The organism is Paenibacillus taiwanensis DSM 18679 (assembly GCF_000425125.1).
Lineage (GTDB): Bacteria > Bacillota > Bacilli > Paenibacillales > Paenibacillaceae > Paenibacillus_B > Paenibacillus_B taiwanensis.
The window spans coordinates 919,045-933,724 of sequence record NZ_KE384306.1 but is presented as its reverse complement, the minus strand read 5'-3'; the positions used below and the strand labels follow the sequence as shown (position 1 = coordinate 933,724).

The window sequence follows — 14,680 nt, the reverse complement described above, 5'->3', positions numbered from 1 at the left end:
TCCGCTAAGCGGCCAAATGATCCTTACATCCACTAAATAACGGATCTCTCGTCCGGTCACGTATTCCGCCCCATACCGCACCATCATACCGATGTTGATTTGGAGCGCTACGTTTATCCGGATTTATGTCGATGACGAAAGATCATATGAAAAACGGTCAATTGAAACCGGGCTGCGATGTGCAAATGGCGACCGAAAACCAGTTGAAGGTGCGGAGATCCGTTTTGCCACTTTCCAACAGAAGCATAAGAACCAAAAAATTGGACGGAAAACATGATGTTTCTCCGCCCAACTTTTATTTTAAAGACTTATTGGACAGCCCTTTCATACCAATGAACTACCCCTATCGAATATGAGAATGATCGTCCCGCAGCTATGACAAAAAGGTTTTGATCCGATCCACATACTTGTGTCTGCTGTCTTCATATTCGTTATAAAGACGCTTGTTCACGATTGAGGCATTTCCAAAAAAGAATCGCTCGTAAACCGCCTGCCGACCACCAAATGAACTGACACTAAGCTCCCATGCCAGTCTGGACAGCTGCACACTTTTTTTGGCATCTACATCAATACTTTTCAAATATTGATTTAATTGATCGCTAATTTCAGAATTAAAATCTTGTTCATCCAGGATCAACATCAAATTACTGGCACCAATTAATTGAATGATTTCAATCAAGCGTGGATACATTTTTTGAAAATATACGTTTGCCGCAAGCAGCGGCTTCTTATTCGGGAGCATAGACCCCCATCGATCTATAGATGCACCATTCTCGGCCGCAAGCTGAAACGCTTTAAGTGTCTCTACTGCTACGATCATCTCCGTAACCTTTTCAATAATGTGATCATGATTATCCAGTCCGCAAGCATCAACCATCATTTCAATAGTTCCAAGCAAAAACTCTGTTTTTGCAATGTTTTTACACATAATCTGAATGCCGGTATGCGTATGAAAATGACTTTCTTCCATTAAACGGGAAGCCATATTTTCGTCACCATACACAAAGACGCGGTCCCACGGCACGGTAACATCTTTAAATAGGACAAGCGTGTCCATTTCTTCAAATCTGGAACTAAGTGGATAATTGTAAGATGATTCTCCCCCTACAAAGCTTTCCCTGCACACATAACTAATACCTTTAAGGTTGCTTGGGACAGCAAAGGCAAATGCATAAGGACTTTCCTCATCGACTGACAAGGAGAATGGCGGAGGAAATACCAATATTTCATCCGAAGTTGCCCCTTGTGTATCTAAAAGAAAAGCCCCTCGAACTACGATCCCGTCTTTATTTTTTTCGACTACTCGAGCGGTTTCCGGCTCTTCGAAGGTCCGAAGAAATGTAGTGACTCGCCCCGCTCTAGGTTGAATAAACACATGAGAAAGCGTAATATCATTCTCCTGGCAGTATTCGTAGTATCGTTTCAGATTAGCAGCGTACTGAGGATATTTTTCTTTAAGCACCCCCGCTGCTGCGGAAAATGCCATTATGGCGGTATTCATGTAGTCAGGGGAACGCCCCAAAAAGCCATGATGGCAGTTGGCCCACGACTGCATCATCTGCCTGCGTAGGACGAGATCCTTTTTTGTTTTAGGCTGTTTGTAGGACAGTCCGACCGGATGGCCTGTTACCGGCGAACTATAAACCATTGCGGATTGCGATTCTGAGTCATGCTGCATGTCATACATGGCCGCTTGAGTAGCCATAAGACCTTTAAAAGCTTTATGTTCCGAAATAGGCCCTTGTACACGCTCTCCTCCGATCCAGACATCGGGGAGATTTTGATTTATCCGCTCTATATATTCGCTTCCGCTTTTTACGGGCATGAAAATCGCCTCCTCGTTTCTAAGGATACTGTATTCGTAACAAGGCAGATTGGCCTACACGAATACCTACACTCCGCTCCGTTTATGGAAGATGCTGCAGTTGGTACATTAGGATAGCTAGAAAGAACGGCCACCATCCTGAACGGTTTCGCTGCAAATGAAGACTTCTCAACAAAAAAACCAAGAGCCTAAGTGATAAACACTTCGCTCTTGGTTTGGAACAGCATTGTTAAGATGTCATTCTAAGCAGCAACGTTACAGCTTCAGCCCTTGTTACCGATTCATTCGGAGCTAAGCGTAGTTGATCTTTTCCTTTCAGCAGCCCAGCTCCGTACACTGCTGCCGCAGCTCCTTTCCCCCATGACGGGATCTGATTCGAATCTGCAAACGGCAATGTGGCTTTTGAGTCCTCCAGTTTGAGTGCTCTAGCGATCATGACAACCAGTTCCATTCGTGTCATTGGATCATGCGGACGGAACGTTTGATCGTTATAGCCTTTTATTAGTCCTGCTTGCACGGCACTGGTAATATAAGACTTGGCCCATAATGGAATCGTTGCCTCATCCTTGAAAGACAACACGCTATCTGCTTGTGGCAGCTTCAGTGCACGAGCAAGCATAACCGTCAGTTCACCACGTGTGACGACTGCATTTGGACGGAATGTTCCATTTTCGTAGCCTTTAATGAAGCCTTGTGCGACGGCCTTATTAATGGCTTCTTGTGCCCAATGCTTGCTAATATCCGAAAATGTCGGCTGCTTGCTTCCTTGCTCCTGCTCCGTATTGCCGTCTTTTCCGCCGTTATTGCCATTGTTATTCTCATTATTGCCTGCGTTATTTCCGGTAGTTGTCCCGTTACCGTTGTTGCTATTATTACCCCCACTACCGTTGTTACCGTTATTGCCGCTGTTGTCATTCCCACCATCCGGCAAATCACTTAACGTAATGCTAACCGATGTTGCAGTGAGTGGTACTGTAACGATCCCCTTGTTGTTATCCACCACACCCAATGAAGCATGCTTAATGTTATTTACCATGCTTGGCAGTTGGATGCTGAACGTGGCGTGAGTTGTGTCCGCTTTTGCTTGCGCAAGGTTAGTCTTCATCGTTACAACGAGCTTGTTCCCTTTTCTAAGGATGTCATACCCGACTCTTCCACCTTGGAATGCCGGATAGTTGTTCACGGCAGCAACGATATCGTTGTTGCTTGCGGCATCTTTCACCCATTCCTTAGGAATGCCACGGCCGATAATAAGCTCATATTTGTTGTTCTGCTCATAAATTCGCTCCGCAATCAAAGAGTCAACCAACACCTTCGAATTAACAGCTTGACCCCACATGTGCTGAGCGGAACCACCACCGCCTGGTGTTGATTGAATACCTAGCTTCTCGCTTGTTGGTGCCCATGGACTCGGATTGACAGGATAATTTACACCTTCCCACCAGCTGAATGGTCCGCTCATCGATTTTTCAATCATAAATTCGTAAGCTTTAATCCCCATGTCTCGATGCGCTTCACCACGCAGCGCCGCACTGCCGTAACCCGCATTATAAGCACTTGAGTAGAAACCATGAGGGTACCCACCAAAATTGTAAGGCGAATCCGTCGTTCCCTCATTGATACGTCTGTTGATGCCATAACTGTAGGTGTCATCTAACATCGTTAAGTTAATGTTGTTATCCGGCTGCTCTGCACCATACAAGTATCCATCCCACAACCATCTGCCAAATAAGAACATGGAAGCCCAGTTCGCATCTCTGGAGTCTTTCATGCGGTTCTCATCGTTGCTCTGTACGACAGACGCCGGAATGTATTTCAAATTTTTATCCTTTATCGTCGCTTGTAACTTAGCTGTAAAAGCAGCCAATAAATCGTCATACTGATCTTTTGCCCATTGGGCTTCCGTCAGGTACTTCGCATCCCCCTTCACCTTGTACAACTCACGGGCGATATATTCATAGGAGGATAAACCTGTCAAGGCGGAATAGTTATCAATTGTCCAATAACCTAAAGTATCGATTGCTTTCGTTTCCTTCATAATATGGCCGTCTCCAGCCCGATCGCTCACGATACTTTTTGCACCAAACTTCACTCTTTTATCAAATACGGAACCTATAGAGCCATCATCGGCTTGCATCGCTTCATCAAAGATGGAAGCATCTCCCGTTTTGCTTAAATAAACAGCATAGGTCCAAGGTAGCTTCCAATTGGCGTCCCAAAATTGATTCGGGTCCACTTGACCCGTTTCAATGTTAATGCCTCCGGTGAGAGGAATACTCTCCAAATATTCCTTTGCGTGCGCAAAATCACCGCTTTGAATCAATTGTACAAAAATCCCGATTGTATCGTGAGAATATAATCTTGCATAGCCATTTTCACCAACATGCAAGTAATTGCCGTCCTTAATAATCATGTTGTAAATATAGCCTGCTTTAAAAGCATGAACTAGTGCTTTGTTTGGCAGCTTGAGGTCAACTACCGCAGAAAGTCTAGTATTCCAGTAGTTTTTCATGTCTTTGTAGTTTTGCTCAAACGTGCCAAGACGAGATACTTGCTCTCTTGTTAAGGTTGTGAATGTTTGCTTGGTCGCGTCAAAGTATTCATATTTATCCGCTTCGATAGCATACTCTCTAATGACTGTTTCGCCTGGGCGGATCGTATATACGTTGTGCGCTGCGGCATTCATTGGAACTAGGTTTTCGGATACAACAGGCAGCAAACGTGTTTCATTTGAAACGTTAGTTACCGTCATTTTGGAGTAATTAATGACATAATCCTTGTTGGCGACGGTTTGTTTATTAGCAAACGATTCTATTTTGTATTTCATTTGTTCTTTCTCAAACTCATGAATAAATACAGGCAAATACCCTTCCGCGTTATACCACTTGATGTCTGCTGAGCTTGTTGCGCCAAAGGTTACCATTTGCTTAGGTGCAACAGGACCATGCTGCATCGGACGGGTGCCCCCGATCTGATAAGAGCCGTCAAGAAAAGCGAGCGTTGCATTTTTGTCTCCTTCAAAGCCAAAGCCTGCTGTCATCAAAGGATTAATTTCATATTGATACTTGTCTGTTAACTGTAACTGGTCTAACGCATTCAGGACGCCGGAATACGCCTTCATTCGTTCCTGCTCGGATGAAGCGGCTTGTAACGATGTTGCCGTCTGAACAGCTTGTTGTAGAGCAGCAGTTGACTGACTTGTATAGCCTTTTAAAACCGCTTGCTCTAACGTAGCAATTCGTGCTGCCACCTCATCAAGGGGCTTACTTAGCGTCAACTGGTTAAACGCATTTTGAATCTGAAGTAAAGTCGCATCAAGTGTATCCTGCTTCACATCCACGTCTCGCAGTTGTACATCGGCCTGACTCAAGGCTGTCTCTAAGGCTGACCATGTCGAGAGTGTAAAGAGATTTCTGTTGTAGTGCTTAACGTTCTCAATCATCGTCTGCAAAGGCGCTTTGTTCACATTGCCTTCCTTGACGATTCGCATAATGCCTGTGCCTAGAGCAGCTTCTGACTTAAATACGCCTGAGACGGTTTTACCAAAAAACTCATTCGCAGACTCCATATTTTTAGGCATAATCATCCAACGATATTGCCCAGAACCAAGCTTCTCCTGTGTTAAGGCGATAGCGTACCGCGTATTTGCAGCTAGACTGTAACTTAATTCAGCTGTTGTCAATCCGCCATCCACAATTGTATCTTTATTAACTATCGTTGAGGCAAGAGGGGCTCCTGTAGGCAGTCCCTCTTGGTTTACCGCGTACAATTTAATGACTAGGTTGCTGACCGGCTCTTTATTCCGTTTTACATTCACTTGCACATATTTCATCGCCACATCATCCTTGACCAAAAAGGTCTGATAACGATCTTGCTGGTCGGTCGTGGAACCAAAGGTATACTCACCTGTAGCTGTTCCTGTGTAATCGATTACAATATTGGATTCTCGTTTGACAAGCAAAGACTGTGCAGTCAGCAGCGCTTGGTAAGCGCTGTCAACATCTTGCTGAGTAGCTTCTATCCAATCGAGAATACGCTTGGCTTCCCCTTTTGCTGTAATAAGCGCCTGCCATGTGTTATCGGTATACAATCCTTGCGTCATGTAGCTAACTGCATTGTATTCATTTTGTAACGTCATTTTATCGGCCAGCACTTTGCTGCTTAAAGCGACACCCGATAAGGACATATTCCCGTTTTTCTTCTGTACATCCGTCAGCCGTCCTTCGACTCTAAGCTTCACATTTGCAGGTACGTTAACTTGATAGTTAACCATTTTAGAAGTTGCGTCTGCACTAACGACTTTTGATGCACTTAATACATCATTCGTATAAATATCAAACTGTACGTTAGCTTGCCACATCCCTACGCCAAACCATAGCGTTGAAGTTGTGGGCTGCGGCTCGACTTGAACGTTCCAGCCCACGTTAGTGTAGGCACCAGGTTCACGACTCGCACTTGGAAAAAATAGACCAAACCCGGTATCCTTCGCCCCGAATTCTTGGCCAGCCATCCCATCCGTCCACGTATAGGACATATAGTTAGCATCACTGCCTCTGCTTGTCTTCCCTTCGACTCCTGTATTTCCGTATACATCAAACGTAACCGATTGGCCGCCTGCTTTTTTCACCAGACTTAGCTTATTTAAATTATCCCCTCTAAGATGCAGCCAGTCTACATCCCCTGCTTGCGTCAGATTTAATGCATATTCACCCTGAACCTGTCCTTCTGTGACGTTTGGCCCAGTCGCTGCCTGAACTGTGGTGAGCGGAGTAATGGTCGTCACCAATATACTGAACAGCAGCACTTTTGATATGAGCTTGTGTAGTGACATATTCACTTTTTCTTCAACCTCCTGACAGTAGTTTATGAAGGAAAAAGGGTTGAACTTTAGTAGTGGTAAAGTCCAACCCAGGTCATCTAGTTTTGTCCGTATTTACTTTGGAGATCGTTTAGCAACTGCTCCACCGTCAAGCCATCTTTTTTGAAAATAATTTCTTCGACACCTTTAAGCAGATCCGCATGGAATGCTTTCGTTTGCTCTGGATAAGCAAAAGGCATACCTACTTTTTCCATGTTGTCAAACACAGGTTTCAGCTCTGGGTTTTTCTCCAAATATTTAGGAAGCAGTGCGGATACAGCAGGAGAGTAGCCCACTTCTTCAATTGCATTTAACTGTGCTTCATCACGAAGTGCATATTTGATAACCTGCATCGCTTCTTCTTTGTGCTTGCTGCCTGCCAAGATTGACAAACCGTGAGAATAAGCGCTTTGTGCTTCTACCGTTCCCTTAGGCATTGGAAGCGCAATCATCTTCATGTCAGGATTCGCTTCTTTTAGATGACCAACATACCAAGGACCCGCAGTAGACATCGCACCCTTTTCTTGACTGAATACTTCGCCGTCCCAAGGTGCACCTACCTCAATTGGAGCAATAGCCACTTGGTTGGTCAGGAACAGATCTACAAAGAATTGAACACCTGTAATGTTTTCTTTGGAATTAATCGTTTTCCCGAAGCCCCAATCTCCGCCAAAAGCATGAACATATTGTGTAATGTGGAAAGGATCAATACTGCCGATAATTCCCTTCACTCCATCCTTAGTCATCGCTTTGGCCAGTGCAACCACATCATCCATCGTTTCCGGCTGTTTCGTAATGCCGGATGCATCAAACATCGCCTTGTTGATCGCAAGCATAGAAGTGGAAGAATCGTAAGGGATGCCATACAGCTTATTATCGTCCGTCCAGCCTTTGTACAAGGACGAAGTTACACGTTCTTTCTCAAAGCCTACCTTGCCCATCAGATCATCAAGTGGGGCAAGAACTCCTTTTTTAATATATTCATAGTTTCCTTCATCGGACATCGCGATAATGTCAGGGCCTACGCCAGCTGCAATCGCTGCTGGAACCGCTTTCCAAAACTCATCGCTTGTTGGATACATTTGCATTTTCACTTTCAAGTTTGGATGCTCTTTTTCAAGCCCGTTCACCATAAACTCAAAATTTTTCTGTTCGGATGCATTGGCCCAGTAGGCCATCGTAACTTCAACGTTCTCCGTTTTATTTTGATCCGTCTCAGCACCGCTTGATTCACTTGAATTCGAGCTTGAGCCACAGCCTGCTGCAGTAAGCATGAGCAGGAGGGTACACAGTAACAGAACTGCTTTCTTTTTCATGTGTCACGACCCCTTTTATTCGAAATAATTCACCTTGTTTGGTGTTACCTTCATCTTAGCGATGCGGCCACCTCGCGCAAACAGAGGATATTTACATATCTTTGTGAATTTTTACTTCCCCAAACATGTTTTTCGATATTCATTTGGCGGGAGTCCATACATTTTTTTGAAGCTAATATAATAATTATCAATACTATTAAATCCGACCTTCTCCGCGATTTCATACGTTTTTAGATTGCCGTTCTTTAAGTACTCCAACGATTTTTTTACACGGTAACGATTAATATATGGAATCAGCATGGAACCCGTTTGTTCTTTGAAAATACGGCTGAGATAACTGTTGTTTAAGGAAACATAGGCAGCCAGCTCATTTAGCGTGAGGTCCTGATCATAGTGCTCATGGATGTACTCAATGACACGCTTTATCTTATAATTGGTTGATGTCGCCTCATCCGTATAACTCTCCTGCACGCTCTCCAGCTCACCTACAAGCAGCAAATGCAAATCCTCCAAACGCTCTGCCGCCATAATTTCCTGAATCCGCGTGTAGTCATCCTCCAAGTTGTCTGGCTTCATGTATGACTGAATAAGACAATGTGCATTCACACACATTTCCATAATGGCATGACGGTCAGCACATCGTTTGTCTTTGAGGACAGCAAACATTTCATGTACGAGCAGAATAGCTTCGGACACCGCTTTATTTTCCATCTGTTTACGGATTTGCTGCTCATACCATGCAAATAAGGCTTTACCATTTCCCTCGTTTACAGTTTTAGGTTCGTATATAACGACGTTTCCACGTTCCTCATAAAACAGTGATTCTACCGTCTCCTGTGCTTCATGATAGGCTTTTGGTATTTCTAGCAAACTTCTGTGCATACCACTAACAAGAAAACTAACTTGAATATTCAAAAACTGCTTTACCGTTTTTTCAATTTTACGAATGAGACCCCAGCGCTCCTCTAAAATTTCATTCATACTTCGTAATTCAGAATACGTCTTCAAAATGACAAGCTCTTTTGAGCTCATTTGCAGCAGTTCCAGCTCGGTGTACCGATGAAGCACTTCGTGTAAAATATTTAGTATGGAAAATCCTAGCAGATGCTCCATCCCTTTTTTGTAACGTTTTTTCACCTTGTCATAGTGATCAACGGACATAATGATACAGCATACATTCGGCTGTTTTAATTTCAGATCATAAAGTTGGGTCTTTTGCTCAATTTCCCACTCATGTCGCACGACTCCGATTACAAGATCACGCAAAAAAAGCGATTTCAAATCGTTGCGGCTTTTTTCTGTAGCAAGCTGCGGCGGCGCAAGTCGGTCATGCCCGATTTCAGAGCTCATTGACTTACGTACACGCTCTAGCGCCTCAAATACAGACGCTTGCGTCAAATTCGGCTTATGGATATAATCGCAAGCTCCGAGCAGAAGCGCCTCTCTTGCGTATTCGAACTCATTATGACTGCTTAAAATTATAACTTTGCAGGCATGGTTTGCACGCCGAAGCTGCCGGAGCACTTCAAGCCCATCAACCAAGGGCATACGTATATCCAAAAACACAACGTCCGGATGAAGCACGTCGATTTTCTCCAATGCCTCTTTACCGTTAGCTGCTTCACCAACCACATAATAGCCATGAAGATTCCAGTCCACAAACGTTTTAAAATTCATCCGAATAAAGGATTCGTCGTCTACAATCATAATTTTCATGCCGATCCCTCTTTTCTCTTCTCGATGCGCTCTGGCTGCTGTTCCATTGCAGGGATGAGAATGATAACTTGTGTGCCTTTCCCTATGCTGCTGTGAATGTTCACGCCGTACTTTTCTCCAAAATGAAGCTTTAATCTTCTGGACACATTACCAACGCCGATAGAATTCATAGTTTGTGTGTTTGACATTTCTTGCTGCATAAGTTCCGTAAGCCGTTCTTGCTCTACGCCCACACCGTTATCCGTAATGACAAACTGAACATCGTCGCCTGCTTTTTGCACTTGAATGTGCAAATGATAATTCGGCGAATCCCCCACAAACCCATGAAACACAGCATTCTCCACAAAGGGCTGCACCATAAACTTTAACGTCTTGCAACTTAGTAGGGTTTCATCAACTTCAAGCTCAAATTCAAACACATTGTAATACCGCAGCTGTAGCAATTCCAAATAACTGCGGATAAAATCCATTTCTTCTTCAATGTAAATAAATTCTTGTGTGTTGCGTGTCGAAAACGACAGCACCTTGATCATGCCGTCGATCGCTTCCGTGATGTTGTCTGCCATTTGCGCTTGCGACATCCATTTAATGACGGACAACGTATTGTAAATAAAATGCGGATTGATTTGATTTTGGAGCGCTTTCAATTCAGCACTGCGCTTTCTTTGTTCCTCCAGCTTCATTTGTGCAATCAACTCTTTAATTTCAGCCGTCATTTGGTTAAACGACCCCGACAATTGTCCAACCTCATCCAAACTTTCTTGCGGGGCAACGACATCAAAGTCGCCCTTCCTCACTTTGCCCATCAGCCGATTAAGCCGTTGGATCGGATTGGAGATGCTTCCCGATATAAGATAAGCTGTACAAAATCCAAGCACAACTAGTAACAGCAGCAGTAGAAGAGCAAAATTACGAATCTGAATAATTTCGGCTAGCAGCTTGTCACGGTGAACGATGCTGTAAAATTGCCATCCTGAAATGTTGGATTTATGCTGAACCACATAATATTTGTCCTGATTCGTTTCAATCTCAGACATTACTTGCTTATGCTCCACACCAATCATGGACGGATTGGAGCTAAACACAACCGTACCATTATCGTCGACAATAAATTGATTCACATCTTTTTTATGGTTCAGACCACTAAATAACTTTTCTAAATTTTCCATCCGAAAATTAATAAGCAGCACGCCTAGTTTCTTATAAGTTTCTGTATCTACGAGAATTCGTCCAACAGATAAAACAGGACGTGGCTTCGCATACATCTGTTTTTCTTCATGCATGCCAATAAGAACCGGACGCTCCGCATTGTTCACAATGCTTTGGTACCACGGCTCTCGTTTAGGCTGATAAGTATAGTTAAACGTTGAATCGTACCCCCGCCGATAAACTAACGGGCTGTTTTCCGGATAGATCAGGATGGAATCGATATCTGGATTAAAATGCATAAGCTCCTTAAACACGTTATCGCTAACGTATCGAAAATCCATACTTTTGGCAAACGTCTCATACTTCTCCGCTGCATAATTTTTAGACAAAATTTCGATCAATCTTTCGTCGTAGAACGGACGCTCTGAAGATTTGATCATATTACGGACAAACGAATCCGCAGTGGACACCATCTGCAGATTCGTTTCCTGAAACGATTTCTCTATCCTAGATTCAAACACGGACATGGCATAAATGTAAAAATAATTACATATGACCACGAGGGGAAGGATCATAAGCAGCGAATAGGTCAGAAATAGTTTTTGCCTTATGCTGCGGTCGCGAAAGCGTCTCCATGTATACATGAAGAAGCCCCCTCTCTCTGTAAAATAAGATCGAATGATGTCGAATTAATCTTATGCCATTATGAGAGCATGTTCAATAGTAATTCCTCATTTCGTTGTTGGCACATAACATTCCTTACATCAGCTCGTTTTAAACTTGTGCACCGTGTCGAACCAGTGTTGCTCGATTACAGCAAGCGAAAGTTCGGAAGTATCCGTGACAATGTAGTCTGCTTGTTTTAATATGTCATGTTCCCCTACGCCGATTGCAAACATGCCAGCGCTCTTTATCGCCTGCACACCAGCCTCTGCGTCCTCGATGCCGACACAATACTTCGGCTCGACTTGCAAGCCTGCTGCCGCAGCCAAAAAAATATCGGGGGCTGGCTTCCCATTGGCTAGCTGCGCCGGGTCCACGATCACATCAAAATAAGCTTCAACCTTGAGCTGCTGTAGCAGCGTTTTGGCATTACGGCTGGCCGAAGCCAGCCCTATCTGAACATTAGCCTGTTTGAGATCATCAAACAGTAACAATATACCTGGAAGAATCTCAGATTCATCCACGGATTGTATGAGGCGTTGATAGTTTATATTTTTCAGATGAGCCCAGATTTGTTTTTGCTCCAAACTGACATGAGCGCCGCCATCAGGACGTTGACTTAAAATTTTCTCCAAAGAAGCCATCCGGTCAATCCCTTTAAGCTGTTCATTAAATGCCCAGTCAAAAGGAAGCTCCAGCTCATCGGCCAACTGCTTCCACGCTTCATAGTGGTACTTGGCAGTGTCCGTAATGACACCATCGAGATCAAAAATAACAGCTTGAATGGCATCTGATTTATTCATCGCACTGCACCTCCGTGCTGACCGTCAGCATTTGATTGTTTAGCTCATATTCTCGTCCATACAGCACTATGGTCAACGGATGTGTCCCCGTAGAAAGCCGTTCCACTTGAACCTCGTTTCGCGTAACCGTGATGTAAAGCCGCTCTCCCTGCCAAGCAAGCGGATAAGCTAAACGCTCCCACGCTGCTGGCAGCTTCGGATGAAGTCGAAGCGTCCCTTCCCAAGAACGAACACCCCCAAATCCCATCACGACAGATTTCCATATCCCACCGATGGATGCCGTATGAATACCTTCATCACAGCTATGCATGTTGGGGCCTAGATCAATTCGAGCTGCCTTCGTAAACATCTCATACGCAAGCTCTAACTCATGAACATCACAAGCCAGCATGCTATGTGTAGAGAGACTCAGTGAAGAATCATGTAATGTTTTAGGCTCATAATAATACCAATTGGCTCTTTTCGTTTCCTCTGTAAACCAGTCCTCAAGAAGGTAGAACAAAACAAGAATATCAGCCTGCTTCGAAACTTGAATATCGCTGAGCTGCGTCATGCTGTAATCATGGAGAATCGTTGCCACCTGCTCTTGATTACGATATTTCGTTAAATCAATCACTTCTTTATGCAAATAAGTGTCATCCTGTGGAATAATTAACGATTTCTCATCAGGCTCAGGCAAGTATATAAGCTTTAATTTCTTTTCCCAATCTTTAAGCTGCTCAGACACATTTAACTGCTGATTCAGCCTGCTGTAAACCTCGCTGTCCGCTTGTATAAGCTGGTTTACACATTCAATCGCTTTTGCTATGTTCCAATAGGCCATATAGTTCGTAAAGGCATTGTTTGATACATGCTCTTTATATTCATCCGGACCGATAACATCATGGATATAATACTTCTTATCTTTAACGTTCCATTCTAATCGACTGGACCAGAAGTTAGCTGTCTCAATCAAAATCTCGTAGCCGTATGCGTCCATGTAACGCTGATCCCCTGTGGCCTGATAATAATGCCACACGCCATAAGCAACATCAGCAGTAATGTGCTGTTCGATCTTTCCAGTCCAAATATATGTCGGAGTTCCCGTCACAATATCGACAGGTCCCCATTCAGGCGTTTCTTCCTCGCCTGTTAAGGCAGATTCCCACGGATACATAGCACCACGGTACCCGTTATCCCGCGCCTTTTTTCGAGCTCCATTTAACGTGTGATAGCGGTATTTGACCAGCTTTCGAGCAGTTTCAGGAGCGGTATATAGGAAGTACGGTAAAATAAAAATTTCAGTATCCCAAAATACGTGCCCTTTGTACCCTTCACCTGTTAATCCTTTCGCTCCTACAGAGAAGCGGCTGTCATGCGCAGGCGTCATTAAAACCAGATGATATTGGGCAAAGCGAATCGCGAGCTGATCAAAGGCATTTTGGCTCTTGATTTCGATGTTGGCCTGCTCCCAGAAGCGTGACCAAGCGTCCTCATGTGCACTGAAAATCTTATCATAGCCCCCCTCTGCTGCCGCTCTGAGGTGAATACGAGCTGTGTTTTGTAATTCAAGCGCACAGGCATCCCCGTCCCATTTCTGATCGAGGCTCGTATATACGGACGCCATTTTGTCAAACACAAGTGTGCTCCCAGCTTGAACTAACCGCTTATAGGTTAACGTCACCCTTCTGCGATCCATGCTCGGTACAGGTTCGTCAGCCAGACGCTCGCCATTTTCTTGTAACTGGTGAACACAAGTATGTACAAACGTAATATTGGATTCCGTTGTTGTTGCTATATATTGAATAAGCTCCTTATCGAATATACGACGATCACCCTCTATAAAGTGCTGCGCCCCTGAGTTCGTCATCTGGCCGTTAATGCCAGAGCGGATCGATACATGAGCAGCCTGTGTTAGCGGAGTTATCTCGACTCGTAGAGCCATGAGATGCAGGTCATGCAAGGACACAAATCGGCGGAAGGAGAGCTTGTACTGCGCCCCCTGCTCATCCTCCCACAACACATTTCGCCGAAGCTCTCCTTGGCGCAAATCCAGCTCACGACGATAGCTGAGAATCCTCCCTTTTTCCAGATGAAAGGGCTGACCGTTTAGTTGAATATCAAGCTGCGCCATATCAGCAGCATTCGGAAGCTCTGTCACTTCTTCATTGGCAAAACGGTTATAGGTTCCTGCCACAAACAAATTACGTCGTTCTCCTGGATAACTTTCCTCCGTAGCCGCTCTCAGTCCCATGTACCCATTTCCCTGACAGAAAATAGTCTCGAATTTCGCTAAATATTTGGCGTTAAACGCTGTTTCTGCAACGATCCAACCGCTACTGCGCTCATCTAATCCCGTGTATTCAATCAT

At 44.3% G+C, this 14,680-nt stretch carries 7 protein-coding genes; all 7 read right to left on the bottom strand.

Features of this window, described 5'->3' with window-relative positions; all coding sequences use genetic code 11:
* Nucleotides 1-373: 373 nt before the first annotated feature.
* On the bottom strand, nucleotides 374-1,825 hold the full coding sequence (hpaB, locus tag H509_RS0113095) for a 4-hydroxyphenylacetate 3-monooxygenase, oxygenase component (RefSeq protein WP_028545484.1): 1,452 nt from the start codon (nucleotides 1,823-1,825) through the stop codon (nucleotides 374-376).
* A gap of 229 nt (nucleotides 1,826-2,054) precedes the next feature.
* Entirely contained in the window at nucleotides 2,055-6,656 is a 4,602-nt protein-coding gene (locus tag H509_RS26800; protein ID WP_245596070.1) for an S-layer homology domain-containing protein, read from the bottom strand.
* Between the two features lie 86 nt (nucleotides 6,657-6,742).
* Nucleotides 6,743-7,999 carry an ABC transporter substrate-binding protein gene (locus H509_RS0113085; RefSeq protein WP_028545483.1) on the bottom strand — a complete coding sequence of 419 codons (1,257 nt, stop codon included), beginning with the start codon at nucleotides 7,997-7,999 and terminating at the stop codon, nucleotides 6,743-6,745.
* A gap of 111 nt (nucleotides 8,000-8,110) precedes the next feature.
* A complete protein-coding gene (locus H509_RS0113080) occupies nucleotides 8,111-9,715 on the bottom strand; it encodes a response regulator (protein WP_028545482.1) in 1,605 nt (534 codons plus the stop codon).
* Nucleotides 9,712-11,508: a sensor histidine kinase gene (locus H509_RS0113075; RefSeq protein ID WP_028545481.1), complete on the bottom strand. Its 1,797-nt coding sequence runs from the start codon at nucleotides 11,506-11,508 to the stop codon at nucleotides 9,712-9,714. The genes H509_RS0113080 and H509_RS0113075 overlap by 4 nt, the downstream gene beginning before the upstream one ends.
* Nucleotides 11,509-11,628: 120 nt before the next feature.
* A complete protein-coding gene (pgmB, locus tag H509_RS0113070) occupies nucleotides 11,629-12,330 on the bottom strand; it encodes a beta-phosphoglucomutase (protein WP_211234335.1) in 702 nt (233 codons plus the stop codon).
* Nucleotides 12,323-14,680: a glycoside hydrolase family 65 protein gene (locus tag H509_RS0113065; RefSeq protein ID WP_028545479.1), complete on the bottom strand. Its 2,358-nt coding sequence runs from the start codon at nucleotides 14,678-14,680 to the stop codon at nucleotides 12,323-12,325. The genes pgmB and H509_RS0113065 overlap by 8 nt, the downstream gene beginning before the upstream one ends.